General features: G+C 40.6%; 9 protein-coding genes. 3 read left to right on the top strand and 6 right to left on the bottom strand.

Going from position 1 to position 14,917, the window contains the following annotated elements; translation table 11 throughout:
• Window positions 1–7: 7 nt before the first annotated feature.
• A complete protein-coding gene (locus B4Q04_RS19725; RefSeq protein ID WP_088697819.1) occupies window positions 8–1,633 on the bottom strand; it encodes a RagB/SusD family nutrient uptake outer membrane protein in 1,626 nt (541 codons plus the stop codon).
• A 10-nt stretch (window positions 1,634–1,643) separates the two neighbouring features.
• Window positions 1,644–4,694 (bottom strand): SusC/RagA family TonB-linked outer membrane protein, encoded by a 3,051-nt coding sequence (locus tag B4Q04_RS19720; protein ID WP_088697818.1) that lies wholly within the window; start codon window positions 4,692–4,694, stop codon window positions 1,644–1,646.
• A 248-nt stretch (window positions 4,695–4,942) separates the two neighbouring features.
• Between B4Q04_RS19720 and B4Q04_RS19715 the strand changes: the two genes are divergently transcribed.
• The 3 genes from B4Q04_RS19715 to B4Q04_RS19705 are packed head-to-tail and all read left to right on the top strand — an operon-like array spanning window position 4,943 to window position 7,739.
• Window positions 4,943–5,959 carry a LacI family DNA-binding transcriptional regulator gene (locus B4Q04_RS19715; RefSeq protein WP_013994451.1) on the top strand — a complete coding sequence of 339 codons (1,017 nt, stop codon included), beginning with the start codon at window positions 4,943–4,945 and terminating at the stop codon, window positions 5,957–5,959.
• 15 nt (window positions 5,960–5,974) lie between these two features.
• Window positions 5,975–6,889 carry a ThuA domain-containing protein gene (locus B4Q04_RS19710; protein ID WP_013994450.1) on the top strand — a complete coding sequence of 305 codons (915 nt, stop codon included), beginning with the start codon at window positions 5,975–5,977 and terminating at the stop codon, window positions 6,887–6,889.
• Window positions 6,890–6,923: 34 nt separating this feature from the next.
• On the top strand, window positions 6,924–7,739 hold the full coding sequence (locus B4Q04_RS19705) for a DUF6503 family protein (RefSeq protein ID WP_088697817.1): 816 nt from the start codon (window positions 6,924–6,926) through the stop codon (window positions 7,737–7,739).
• 4 nt (window positions 7,740–7,743) lie between these two features.
• On the opposite strand, the gene B4Q04_RS19700 is transcribed toward B4Q04_RS19705, so the two are convergent.
• The 4 genes from B4Q04_RS19700 to B4Q04_RS19685 are packed head-to-tail and all read right to left on the bottom strand — an operon-like array spanning window position 7,744 to window position 14,535.
• A complete protein-coding gene (locus B4Q04_RS19700; RefSeq protein WP_088697816.1) occupies window positions 7,744–9,975 on the bottom strand; it encodes a c-type cytochrome in 2,232 nt (743 codons plus the stop codon).
• 43 nt (window positions 9,976–10,018) lie between these two features.
• Window positions 10,019–10,651 carry a PAQR family membrane homeostasis protein TrhA gene (gene trhA, locus B4Q04_RS19695; protein WP_088697815.1) on the bottom strand — a complete coding sequence of 211 codons (633 nt, stop codon included), beginning with the start codon at window positions 10,649–10,651 and terminating at the stop codon, window positions 10,019–10,021.
• A 35-nt stretch (window positions 10,652–10,686) separates the two neighbouring features.
• Window positions 10,687–12,636, bottom strand: coding sequence for a sulfocyanin-like copper-binding protein (locus B4Q04_RS19690; protein WP_013994380.1), 1,950 nt, complete (start codon window positions 12,634–12,636; stop codon window positions 10,687–10,689).
• 12 nt (window positions 12,637–12,648) lie between these two features.
• Entirely contained in the window at window positions 12,649–14,535 is a 1,887-nt protein-coding gene (locus tag B4Q04_RS19685; RefSeq protein ID WP_088697814.1) for a family 16 glycoside hydrolase, read from the bottom strand.
• Window positions 14,536–14,917: the final 382 nt, after the last annotated feature.

The following is a 14,917-nucleotide window of genomic DNA, read 5'->3' as shown; positions in this document are numbered from 1 at the left end:
TTTCAATCTAATAACCAGAATTCTGAGTTAATTCGGCTTCCTTGTTTGCATCTATTTCTGCTTGAGGAATTGGAAAAAGATTATGAAAATCCTGCATTGTAGGTCCAGATACGGGATTATATAGTTTTGTCCTTTCAACTAATTTACCTGTTCTATTTAATATTACTCTACGATCTTCTTCACCTAACAATTCTCTTGCTCTCTCATCTAATATATAATCTATATCAACATCTGCAGCCGCAACAGGTAAAGCCCCTGCCCTATCTCTAATTGTATTAATATCTCTGGCAGCATTCCCTAAATCACCTTTACCTAGATACGCTTCTGCCCTGAGCAAATATGCTCCAGCCACTCTAAAAACATACCAATCTGTATATATTCTGCCACTTGTATCATATCCTTGTGGATGACCATAAGGATGTGTAAACTTTTGATAATATGGAAACATGTTCCTAACATAGTTATCTTCGGTAGGTTCAATGACCTCTCCGAAAAAAGCTGATTCAGGATTATTTATTAGAAACTCCCTTTTTACATTAAATTCTGAGTTTCGAATATCATTATCAAAATCATCCCACATTTCACTCTCTACCCATGGTGTTATTCTAATAAAAACAACAGGTCTTCCTAGAAGGTCATTTTTCAGAATAGCCTGCATATTATCGGGTGTTTTCAAACGTTCTAAAAAAGGACCCCATGCTCTTTCCTGTGCATTATAATGACCACCGTCAACATTAAATTCATACTGCCAAGCGAATATATTTTCTCGGTTACCACTTGAACGGTCTTGGTTCCCTAACCTAAACAAATCCCAGTAAACATCACCAGGTTTATCTGTCATAGAACCAAATCTATTTCGCATTAAATCATACTGTGAATCATCAAGAATTCTATTTACTGAAGAAATAGCATCATCCCATTGCTCCTTTACAATATATGTTTCTGCCAAAAGATAATCTGCGGCTGCTTTGGATAAGCGAGCGCCATGTGGATTGTTGGTTGGTAGATTTTCAGAAGCAAATTTTAAATCCTCTAAAATGAAATCAATTACTTCTGATGCGGGGTTTCTTACAAAATCCAACTTAGGAGTTGTAATTTCTTCTTTAATAATTGGAACATCTCCCCAGAACCATGTTAATGTTCTATATGCATACGCTCTGAAAAACTTAGCTTGAGCAATAATCTCATTCTTTTCTTCCTCAGATTCCCAAAAAACGTTTTCACCATCAGCTCTAGATATTAATATATTGGCATCTTTAACTAATGAATAGTACGTTCTCCAGAAATTTAAAACTGTACCATTTGAACTATTAACAACACTATAATCTGTAATAAAGCTCTTCTCATCAATATGATACCCAATATCTGCACCCTGCCCATAATTAACCTCCCATTCTTTTTCAAGTAAACCAGGTTCTCTTGTTCTTGTCATATGAGTTTCTCTGGCACCTGCATACAATGCCGTTAAACCCGCGTCAAATCCTGCTTTATTAACAAAGGTGTTATTTGGGGCTAAAAAATCCTTTGGCTCTTCGTCTAGAACGTCTTCACTACACGAACTAAACAAGAAAATAAAAAGCATACAGGGCAAAATTCGTCTACTTAGTTGGATAAAATTTATCATTTGTTTCATTGTTTTCGTTTTAAAATTTTAAATCAAGACCTAACGTAAACGTTCTAAGCAATGGAGAGTCAACTATAGTTGTTCCATTTTCAGGGTCATAACCATTCCAATCAGAAAAAGTGTAAATATTTTTTCCTGTTACATATAATCTCATTCCTGACATCTTTATTTTATCCAATACATCCTTATCAAAAGAATAAGATAAAATAACATCTTGAATACGTACAAAACTTCTATCTTCTAAATATGGATGGCTTCTAGTAGGAACATAAGTAACTCTAGCGGCCGTATTTGACGGGTTATCCGGTGTCCAATAATCCATCTGCGGAAAGCTAAATCGCTCAGACCAACTTGCAAAACGCGAATTTGGGTTATGACCGTGAATATTATCACCCACGTAATAATTATTTGAACCTCCTCCTTGTATTGAATTAATAGTAGTAAGTAATGACCAGTTTTTATATGTCAATGTATTTGTAACCCCAAACTGGTAACTAGGCAAATCATATCCTAAAATCTGACGATCATCTGGTGTTAATTCTCCATCATTATCCGTATCAACAATTCTAAAATCACCTGGTTGGTAGCCTTCAGGAATATCCGTATCATTGGTTTGGTAAATTCCATCAGTTGCAAAACCATAAATAGCCCCAAAAGGTTTACCTATAAACCAAGAATTGGCTACGTCATCATCTTCAACGCCATCACCATCATCATCTACTCCAAACAAACTTTCTATTGTATTTCTATTCAAATCAAACACAACTCCTATATTCCATGAAAAATTCTCATTACTATATGGCCTTGTATTAAGTGCGACTTCAAAACCTTTATTTCGTACACCACCAATATTGGTAAGAATAGTCTCAAACCCAGTTAGGCTTGGAATATTTCTTGTCAGAAGAATATCTTCAGTCTTTGAGTTATAATAATCAAAACTTCCTGTTAAGGCACTTTGAAACAAACTAAAATCCATCCCTATATTATTCACTGTAGTTGTCTCCCAACCCAAATTAGAGTTCGCCAATGAATTAGTAAATACCCCAATTGATGTACCTGACCCGTCTCCAAAAACATAAGGTCTAGTACTTAACCTAGCTAATGTCTGGTACCGTCCAATAGCTTGGTTTCCGTTCTCACCGTATGAAAACCTAAGTTTCAATTGATTTACCCAACTAACGTCTTCAAGAAATTTTTCGTTTGCAATATTCCAAGAAGCTCCAGCAGAGAGAAATGTTGCAAATTTATTTCCTTCCCCAAAACCGGAAAAACCATCTCTTCTAATAGTTGCCGTAAGTGCGTACCTATTATCGTAAACATAACCAAGCCTTCCCATGATTGCATTTTGATCCTGTTCTTCAAAATCTGAATTAACCTCAGGAACCTGGCCCAATTCTAAACTATTAAAACCTAAACCTTGGTTAAAAAAATTTGTAGCGTTTGCTCTTGTCTCTGAAAAACTGCTATGCTCTCTACTTATCAAAAAAGTTCCACTAACAGAGTGTACATCAGAGAACACTCTATTATAATTAAGTATATTATCAAATAACCAGTTATAATTCTCTGTAATTCTTTTTTTAGCTTCTCCATTCTGTGGTATAGCCAATGTATTATCTCTAAACTCGAACTTCTTGGTAACATTATTAGACGCCGAATAATTTATAGTCCACTTTAAACCCTTAACAAAAGGTATCTTTATTTCAGCTGAAACCAACCCCCACAAATTACTTCTCGTATCTTGATCGTCTATTTGTTTTTCTAAAAATGGGTGTCTAAAAAATGGGTCTTCCATAGGAAAAAATTCCAATGTTTCTGTATTGGAACCTGTTTCATAAAAATTACTATATGGACTAAGACCATAAGAAAGAGGTACAGCTACACCACTATAATCAAGATATGAATAGGAAGAATTTACAGATAATTTAAACCAATCCGTAATATTCTGCGAAAGGTTTACCCGCATTGATAAACGATCAAAATTATCATTTTCAACAATTCCCTCCTGTGTATTGTACGAGCCAGAAACAAAATAATTAGATTTTTCTGTACGTCCAGAAACACTACCACTATAGGTTTGGGTTGTTGCCGTTTGCACTAACTTGTCATACCAATCAACAGTCCTCCCCGCATTCAGGTTATTAGATTCTGTAATTGTTAGATAATCATTAATATTATTAGGATTAGCCTCCACGCCTTGAGCAACCCTAACATCTAATATCTTTTGTATATATTGATCACCATCTAATACCGGTATTAATGAAACCGGGTCAGAAACCCCATAGCTTGTGGAAAAATTAAATAAAGGTTTATCTGAAGTTCCTTTTTTGGTAGTAACTATAATGACACCATTTGCCGACCTTGAACCATAAACAGCTGCAGAACTGGCATCCTTTAAAATATCAACCGAAGCTACATCTGCAGAATTAATATCATTTAGTGACCCTTTAAATATAACCCCATCAACTACAATTAGCGGCTGATTTTTTAAGTTAAAAGCCTGCCTCTCTTCATTATTACCTCTAGGACCAATAGAATTAGTACCTCTAATTCTAAAACTTGGTTCTTCACCAGGTCTATCGGGAGTTCCCACAGAAAGACCAGCTACACTCCCTTTTAAAGACTGTAAGATATTAGTATTATTGAGAGCTTCAGTTTTCTCTGTTTTAACTCGGACCAAACTACCTGTTACATCAGATTTTTTACTGGTTCCATATCCAATTACAACTACCTCTTCAAGTTCTGATGAACTTTCCTCCAAAGAAATATTAACTGTAGATTGATTATTTACGGAGATTTCCTTAGTACCGAAACCTATATAAGAAACAACAAGCTTAGCTTGACCAGTTTTAACTGAGATTAAGTATTTTCCATCAAAATCAGTTTGAACACCATTAGATGTGCCCTTTTCCACAACGGAAGCCCCGGGCAAGGGAGCATCGTATTCATCCGTTACCGTTCCCGTAACCGTAAAATCATCTTGCGCTAATGCCGAATAAGACAAAAGCAGCATAGGAAGCAAGAAAAATAGCGTTCGTTTAAATAGCTTAAAATCGCTTAATAGTTGTTTCATACAAAGTGTATTAAAATTGGGTTTGATTATTTAGGTCTAGTTGACTCGAAACAAAACTATAAAATTTTATGTATTACGCAACCGATTGCGTAAATTAATTACATAAAAATTGATAATTACCCAATATACAGGCTTTAAATTTGCCTAAAACCATAAAAACAGACACTACTTTCCAATTAAAGAGAAATTATCCTTGTATATTTCGATTTGTTGCGTAATATTGTTGCGATAATATTGCACAAACAAAAATGGCAAAGAAAATAACCATATACGACTTAGCGCAGAAGCTGAACATCTCTCCCGCTACCGTAAGCCGTAGCCTAAACGACCACCCGGCCATAAGCCAGAAGACCAAAGACAAAGTATTGTCGGTAGCTAAGGAAACCGGTTACAGAACCAACAAGTTTGCCGCCAATCTCAGTAAGCAGAAATCCAACACCATTGGGGTTATCGTTCCTAAACTGAATTCCAACTTTATGTCTACCGTTTTATCCGGTATAGAAAAGATTGCCAATGATATTGGATACAACTTAATTATTAGCCAGTCTTTGGAATCAGAGAAAAAAGAAAAGCTAAACGCCAAAACCCTTTTTGATAGCGGCGTTGATGCCTTATTGGTTTCTCTTGCCTACGAAACCGAAAATTTCGACCATTTCACCACTTATACCGACAGGAAAATCCCCCTTCTATTTTTTGATAGGGTCTGTGACCTACCGAACTGCCCCACTATTTCCATAGATAACCACGCCGCAGGTTTTGACGCTACCCAACATTTAATTGAACAGGGCTGTAAAAACATTGCACACATAAGCGGTAGCCTAAAGCGTAACGTGTATGCCGATAGATTTGACGGCTATCAAAGGGCATTGTACAAAAACAACATTCCTTTCAAAGAAGAAAATCTTTATGAAAGCGACCTAAGTATAGACAATGCAAAGACCTTTGTGGAACGTATAAAAAACTCCAAACACAAAGTGGACGGTATTTTTGTGTCAAACGACACCTTTGCCGTACATTGTATCATTGAGCTGAAAAAGGAAGGGTTTCGTATACCCGAGGACATAAAGATCATTGGATTCAACAATGATCCGGTATCGGAAGTCATCTCCCCCAATTTAACCACCATAGAGTATCCCGGGTATAAAATGGGAATTCTGGCAGGCGAGAGCATCATAAGTCACTTAAGCGGCTCTATCAACATTCAATCCGCAGATCAAATCATCATTAAACATAAATTAATAGCTAGGGAATCTACCCAGCGCTAAAGACTCGTATTACCCATGAAAAAGAATATTACCGCCTTATTTTTACTTGTTACCGGTTTCATTTTCGCACAACAAACCGAAGATTTCAAGATTACCGATGAATGGCTTGCCAAGATTGAACGGATGGCCCCGTCCGAACCTACGGTAAAGAACGTATCCAAGAAAAAGATATTGGTCTTTTCAAAAGCTACGGGATTTGACCATTGGACCATTCCGCATAACGCGGAAATGCTTAAGATTTTAGGCACAAAAACCGATGCCTTTGAAGTCCACATCGCTTACGACGTTGAAAGCTTCGATAAAAAGAACCTAAAAAAATATGATGCGGTTGTATTTAACAATTGCAATCCCTCAGGACCGAAGCGAGATTTGTTCTGGGATTTATTACAGCAAAATTCAAATCTTCCAGACCAAGAAATCACCGCCCTATCAAAGCAGTACGAAACCAATTTGATGAACTACGTAGCCAAGGGGGGCGGACTTATGATCCTACATGGCGCCATTACCGTTCAGAACAACTCTAAGGAGTTCAGCCAAATGACCGGCGGCAGCTTTGACTACCATCCGAGACAGCAAGAAATGCACGTCAAGGAAGTAGACCCTAAGCATCCCTTAGTACAAGCCTTTAAAGGAAATGGCCTTACCCATGTGGATGAACCCTACTTTTTCAACAATGCCTATTTCGATTATAACTTCAGACCCTTACTTTACATTGAAATCGATAAGCTAGAAGGCATGAAAAAGGAAGTCGACGAAAAGGTAAACTATGTTTCTTGGATCAAAAGACATGGCAAAGGCCGCGTTTTTTACAGTTCCCCATCACATAACGCCCAAAGTTTAGACCACCCAGAGTTACTTCAGTTTTTCTTGGATGGCCTACAGTATGTTGTCGGCGACTTAAAATGTGACGACTCCCCTATTGGAAAATAAAAGGCTTTAGGGTAGTTTTGTACAAAACAACACTTTGAAACATTACTACCCTTTTATATTGACCTTACTACTCTGTTCGTTTACCGCATGTAAAGAGAACAAGCCGAAGCCTTTAAGCAAAGCATCGGACCCTGTCACTACCACCCCCAAGACCGAAGAGGTCAGCCTACTAGACCGTTGCATCAATGCCCATGGTGGCATTCAACAATGGAAATCGTTCGTCGGTTTGGCCTATAATATAGAGGAAAAGGGAAAAACCGTTTACCAACTTACCCACCTAAAAGACCGTAGGGCCTATTTAAAATCAAAGGATTTTGAAGTGGGTTTTGACGGAAAAACGGCATGGGCAAAACCGGATGCTTCCCACATCCCCGGAAATTCCCCAGCGTTTTATTACAATCTCGATTTTTACTTTTTCGGCATGCCCTTTTTATTGAAAGACCCGGGCGTGATTACTAGTGATGAAGGAACATCCGTTGTTGGTGGTAAAACGTACGAGACCTTAAAGGTTACCTTTGGCCCGGAAGTCGGCCTTACCCCAGAAGACGTATACTACCTCTACATCGACCCCGAAACCTTTCGGCTCGAGATACTCACATATTCCGTTTCTTATTTCAATAAGGAAGATGCACAGATAAACACGGCCAAAGTGTATTCGGGATATCACGAGGTACAAGGCCTTCTGATGCCTTCCCGGTTGGAAAATTACGCATGGAAGGACGGAAATTTAGGGGAAAACAAACAACACACCCGTCTTTTCAGCGACATTCGCTTTCTAGATCAAATACCCGATGACAGCGTTTTCAAGGTACCACAAGGGGCCGTGACCGAAAAAATAGTGCAAGATTAATCCCTTATTTCTTTGAATAATCCAATAGCTCCTGTTCCGTATATTCGGTTCCGCTTTTGGGTTTGGTCTGGCGCAACTCCTCAATCTTATCGATTTTCAGGCGCTTAGGCTGATCGGAAAACGCATTGGTTACGTACGATATAATATCGGCTATATCCTTATTGGAAATATCTTCGTTGCGTATGAGTCCCGGCATGGCGAGGTTTAAATTGTATTGCTCCCCTTTGACCGTTATAGGGCCTTCAAGGCCGTGTAAGATTATCAGTCCTAGTCTCTCCGTATTGGCCACATGCTCAGAACCCATTAGTGGCGGCGCCAAGCCTTCTATCCCTTGGCCATTTACCCCGTGGCACGAAGCGCAGATTTCATAAAACATCTTGGCCCCACTGGTTCTGGTGTCTTCCACCAAGGACTTCCTCGCAAAAATAGGGTTGACCTTATCTTCTTTTCGTTTGGTAGCGCTTGTTGCCATCGCTTCGGCAAGTTTCGGGTTCCCCGATGCCATGGCGGTCTGCAAGTCTTCTTCCCCGCCCGTGATACCACTGACCAAAGCTTCGGTAAATATCGGCTTGTTCACATACTTGGTACTTAGCTTTTCCATAACAGAAAGAAAACGCGATTCATCTTGGGCCACTAAGTTTCCTATGATGCTACTTAAATAAAGGTCTATAGTCACATTATTTTTGTTCAACAGCTCGGTAACCAGGGTTTCGGTCTGGTCGGTATTGGTCTTCGTCACAAATGGCGGAAGCAAAACAAGTGCATGGGCCGTCAGATCAGCAGCCCCTGAGCGTGCCGCCTTGACCAACAAGTCATACGACAAGGCATCGAGCCCTTCCAACGTATATAGCGCATGTATTTGGGCTATAGGGTTTTGTCCGTCCTCCAGAAGCTCTTCCAATCCCTCTATGGCATCTTTTTGGTTTCTGTAAATCAACTGCTGTTGGGCACGGTCGCGAACCCAACCGTTCTTATCCTTTAATAGTGCAATGAGTTGTTTGGTATTCATCTCACTAAAATTACGGACCGCTTCATGTGGTTGACCGACCTTCTTGACACGTAAGATACGTCCGAAATTAATAAGGGTATCGAGTTTGTTTACAGCTACCTTTTTCTTGAGATAAGGACTTAAATAGGCGTGATGCCCTATCATACCACGATGCATATCGGTAATATACATGCTCCCATCAGGGCCATTGTTCAAGTTTACCGGTCGAAACCCTTCATCCGTAGAGGTCAAGAATTCCCTTCCCTCATAGGCTTGTTTCGCTATGGTGGAATCTCCCGTAAAAGTCAAGAGATTGCGTTTTATAAGGTTCCCCTCGGGGATACAAACAAAGACGTTCTCGTCATACGCTTCGGGAAATGCCCCGCCCCTATAGACAAGGGGAGCACAAGCGGCCGTGGCTTTCACCAAGATACTATCTTGGTTCAACACCCCTTTGGCATAGCCCCTATTTACGGTGGTAGCGTGTACGGGATACACCCTCTGGTCATCGGTCAACATTCTATTCACCCCATATTTCGGGCTATAGTATTTGTTTTTCACCAAGACATTGGGCAAAACATGGTCTCCTAGCAATTGTCTTGAATTATCGTTAAAATAAAGTCTACCAAAATTATCATGACTTATACCCCACTGCCCCCGAAAGGTAGTTGCCTCTTTTTTCCATACCCCCTTGACACGACGGTACCTGAAATTGGATTTCGCATTGTACAACCAGTTATCGAGGTTCATCATCAGACCGTTAGGCTGATGCTCGGGGTTCCCTTCTACGGCATAGATAGAATCTACAACGACCCTATTGACCGGTTTATCATCCTTAATCTCCACAAAGTATAAAAAGGGAGGTTCAGAATATAGAAGTCCCCCATACACATGGGCCAAGGCCCTTGGCATCACAAGGCTATCCAAAAAAGTTTTGGCATGATCTACGACCCCATCGTTATCAAGATCTTCAAGAATATCGATACTACCCACGGGCGCGGTTTCGTCACTCCCTTGCATATCGTTCATATATCCCGGCATTTGAGCGACCCAAATCCTTCCTTGATCATCAAAATCGATGGTAACAGGGGCTTTTAGAAACGGTTCAGAGGCCACCACCTCGAGTTCAAAACCTTCTTCTACCTTATAGCTATCCAATGCTATTTGAGGTTCTTCGTATGAAGGCTTGCAATTACTGAACAAAAGAATAAGCGCGCCAAAAAATACGGTAGATCTACAATACTTCATTCTAAAAAAACTTTATGCTATAATTATATCTAATAAATACACCTCAAACTACATTTAAATACATGAGAAACCAATGACTTGTCGCGCCACCTAAAACAAAAATATGCCATATAAAGTGATTGAACGGTATGCGATCCCACGCGTAAAAGAGAATTCCAAAGGTATAAAAGCCACCTCCAAGAAACAAAAGCCAAACTCCTAAAGAAGGGATGCTATCGAGAAGATTCTTAAAATCAAGAACGATCAACCACCCCATTGCCAAATATAGTCCCAATGATAAAAATTCAAACTTCCCTGTATAGAAAATTTTGAACAATGTACCTACGAGGGCAATACCCCATATCGCATAAAAAATAAGCCATCCGTTACCATTATACAACGTAATCAAGGCTATGGGCGTATAAGTACCCGCAATTAAAAAATAAATATTGATGTGGTCTAATACACGTAATTTACGTTTTAACCACGGGTTGGTACTAAGGTGATAGGTCGCCGACACCCCAAACATGGAAATCAAGCTTATGCCGTATAGCAAAATAGCAAATGTCGCATAGGGGGACTTACCGCTGTTCTTCACAAGCAACATAATCGTGCCCATCACCGCAAATAAAGCCCCTAAACCATGCGAAAGGGTATTGTATTTTTCTTCCTTTGAAAAAGCTATTCTCTCGTTCATGTAACCTAAAAGACACTCGTTCCTTCAAACTTCGGCTACTCTACAATAAGTTTTATTCTCATTGAAGCCGAATGTCCCGGAAAGGTACAAACAATCCAGTATTCCCCAGCAGTATTCGGTACATCAAAATAGATGGTTTCTTCCGATTCGGGCTGAACGATTCCCGTATGGACCAATACCAGTTCACTATCGGGAACATAATTAAGGTCAGCACCATCCAAGCCTAAATGTAAGGCCTTGTCACCCACTTCATTTACAGACGCTTCACCTCTATCGGTAATCACCAGGTTATGGAGCATATCGTCATTATTCTTAAAAGTGATGGCCACCCTAGATCTTCGCTTAAGCTTAAGCTCCTCTATATCGTATTTCAATCCCGGTTTGGTACTGATCACAATTTTTTCGGTAGGGCCATTAACCCATAGTAGGGGCATCTCGTTCACCCGCTTAGGTTGTTTCACGCCGTTTTTACCCGCATTCGTTTCAATGGGTTCCGATTTCAATGTACCTCCAGGAACTTCGTTCAAGGTGTAGTATCCTGTATCATGCAACAGCTTTTCCCCACTTTTAGCCTTTAAATCAGGAAGCTTAAGCTGGTGGATAAAGCCTAAACGCATGCCTTTGACCGTCAATTTCACAGAGCGCCCATCGTCTGAAACCTTGACTTGGGTCACTTCGCCCTTCTGTTGGTCGACAATTGGACTTCCATAAGTATTATGGTATAAGTAATTAAAAGTGGTTACATTATAGCTGGCAAGGTCTGCCCCTAGCTTTTTATCGATAGGCTTGGTAAATTCCAACAAGAAACCATCATCTTCGGCCTTGATCGTCTTTATTTCAAAAGGCACTTTTCCGTTCCATACCAATCGCTGTAGACCGAACATTTTCCTTCCCGTTGAAGACCAACCTCTACTTGTCATCCCTACGAACATACTGTTATCGCTACCCCATAACATTCTCAATATACCTGAGGAAAATCCTTCCACAAAAGGAAAAACGGCCCCTTGATATACTCCGTTGACCTTCTCCATATACACGCGCATAATCTTGCTGTGTCCTTGGTCCCCCACGAACATCTGACCTTCAAAGGGTCCGAAATTGCCCTTGGTCGTATCATAGATCATATCGGAAGTGGAAATCCCTAAAATCGTATGGGGTAACCAGATAGCCGGCGCCCTTAATTCCGGTACTTTTTTTGCGTACTCGTACAAACTTAGCCCAGATTGCTCCTCAATATCGTCTTTCTTTAGTTTTAAAGGAGATTTAGGGTCGTCGGTCCATACCAAACCTTCAGGGTTTCCTGCAAAGGTTCCCTTCTCTAGATGGGTTATTCTTCCTGAACCTACCCAGTCTCCTTGGTTTTCGGAGTAAAAAACATCACCGGCATCGTTGATCACAAAACCTGAAGGGGAACGCAATCCCGTAGCGATAGGGGTCATTTCACCTTCTGGGGTAATTTTCAACATCCAGCCCCTCCATTTTACCAAACTGGCCCCGTGACCGATCCATGATAGATTTAAGGTAACGAGCATATCTCCGTTGTCCATAAATTTAGGACCATAGGAATAGTCATGGTAATTGCCTGACAAAGGCCATGTATAAATAGTCTTATAAACATCGGCCTCCCCGTCATTGTCCTTATCTTCCAATTTGGTCAGCTCACCCCTTTGTGCGAGGTAAAAACTATTGTCTCTATAGTTCAGTCCCAAAACTTCGTGCATCCCGCTGGCGAATCTTTTATACGAAGGCGATTTACTGTAAGGCTTATCAATAACCCATACTTCTCCCCTACGTGTCGAGACCCCCAATTTATCATCGTCGGTGAGTGTCATACCACCCACTTCAAGAACTACGTCCTTCGGAATCGGAACATCGACAATACTATAAAATTGGGCTTCCTTTTTGGCCATATCCGACTGGGCGATACCCAGTTGGGCCGTAACTACTAGAAATATAAAAAATAAGGTTCTATATAAAGTTTGCATGATCTTCTCTTTTTACCAAATAATGTTGTACTGGATTTTTTGTTCGCCTGATGGAATTTTCACTACCAATTCATCCTTACCCTTAGATTTTCGAACGGTGGGAGCCAAGCCCCCATCGGCAAAATGAACAAAATAGCTCTCGTTATTTACAATATAAGAACCATCCGGGAGCTTTTTAATAGACTCCCCATCGGCTACCTTATGCCAAATAACACCATCACCACTAGCTCCAACAGTACGTGTTACCCCACGTTCATTGGACAGAACATCAATTTTATCAAGTAGTTTTTTAGAACCTATTTTTCGCATGAATATCGGAATTCCCTTCTTATCCAATTCATAGCCTTGGGACATTTGAAAGTCCTCCTCATCTATTTCGGTAGGCCATTGGGCAACATCATCGGTCAATAGGGCAAACTCGGGATCGCCATGAAAAGAAACGGCAAAGCCGGCAGGTTCACCAAGCTGTTTGATACCTCGTGCATGCCACATTTGTGTAGCGTCTAAAAACTCACCATTCCATACCTCCAGCAAAGAACCGGAAGTCAAGTCATAGGCATAGTTAATTTTTTCAGGGGTTCCTACAGAAATACAATGGGTTCGTTTTTCATCCCCGTGCATTAAAAAGCTACGCTGGGTTACCGCCTTATCGCTTGGCTCAACCATGATTCTATTCTTGCTGATGCCCGGTCTGTCGTTTATAGAACTTGGGGCATGCAGCGAATGTCTTTGAATGCCAGGGCCTTCGACATACAGACCAAAGCCTATGTTCCATGGGTTGTGCTTGTTGTATAACAACCTAAAAGGCACTTCGCCCTTGGTCAGGGAAACCTTGGCCAAACCTAAGGAATCGAGCGTAAAGCTGCCATCATGGTTCACAACGGTATCATTATCTATAATAAGCAGACCACCTGCTTGGTTGAGTTTAAAATCGAAAAGGTAATTGCCCGTAACCGGAACAAGCATTTTACCCTTGTAATCCAATATACGCGTTACCTTTTTCCCAACGACCATCGCCGATGAAATCGAATCGGTACCGACTTCCCTTATCGGAGTCAAAGTATCTACATTCGGAAGTAGAACCTGCTCACTCTCGAACTCCTTCATCTTCATATCAACAAACGACAACCTAGGGTTTCCGTAAAGTTTGTAGGAGAAGTTTTTAAGCGCCACGGGACCGTGGTCACCTTGTATCATCAATGGCGCTTTTGCCACTTCATCATTGGCTATAGCCGCACGGGTAGGACCTGTAACCTTAACATTTTCATGGATAAGTACCCCGTTCAACCAGACTTCCTCAAATTCGGCATCTTTGACCTTTTGGCCCGACGCGTCAAACTGGGGCGCATGGAAAACAACCTTAACATGTTGCCACAATCCCGGCGCTTTTGCGGCATTCATTCTTGGAGCACTACCTTCATAGCCTTCACTCCCTTTCTCCTTGGTGGCATCCCAACGTTGGTAAATACCTCCCATATCGGAGAAAGTAGCTTCCTCCGCCTTCCAACTATCAAAAAGTTGCACCTCATAACGGCCTTGAAAATAGAGTCCTGAATTAGAGCCCTTTGGCATCATCACATCGACTTCAAGTTCTATATCACCATGTTCAAAGTTAGTGAAGATATGATCTTTGGACTCGCTATCGGGAATATTCACCAATACCCCACTACCTTCAGAAACCGTAATTTGTTTCTCCTTTAAACGGTCTACATATACATCTCCTCCGATGCTCCAATTGCTTGATGTTTTTTTAAAATCGCCAAGATCATTGAGCGATATAGATTCAAAAGGAAGCGAAATTTCTTGCGGCGCCGATTCTGCCACTTCTACTTTCCCTTCCTTTTCTGTGCAGGAATACAACAATGCACTTAAAATAAAGATTGGTACAGTTCTTTTCATGGGTATGGTTTGAAATCAAAAATAGATTACTGGATAGTTTTTTAAAGTATGTTTATTAGCGGATGCATGTAGTATTCTAGCAAAAACTACACGAGGCTAAAAATACAAAAGTGTAAGAAGCACACCTAATATTAACTTACTATTCAGCCCGTAATTATCAATAAATAGCAAATTTTTAACGCAAATGATGCAAGATAGAGTACAAGAAAATGCAGTTTTGAAGAGAATTCGAAGGGGGGATGTAATGTGAGATGTGCCATGGTCAAAAAAAAAGGTCCCGACCAGTAAAACTGATCGGGACCTCGAAGTAAGGCGGCTTCCTACTCTCCCACCTATTGGCAGTACCATCGGCGCTAGCGGGCTTAACTTCCCTGTTCGGAAT

It is taken from the genome of Zobellia sp. OII3 (genome assembly GCF_002211465.1).
Lineage (GTDB): Bacteria > Bacteroidota > Bacteroidia > Flavobacteriales > Flavobacteriaceae > Zobellia > Zobellia galactanivorans.
The sequence above is the reverse complement of the archived record's forward strand: the minus strand, read 5'-3'. Positions and strand labels throughout refer to the sequence as shown.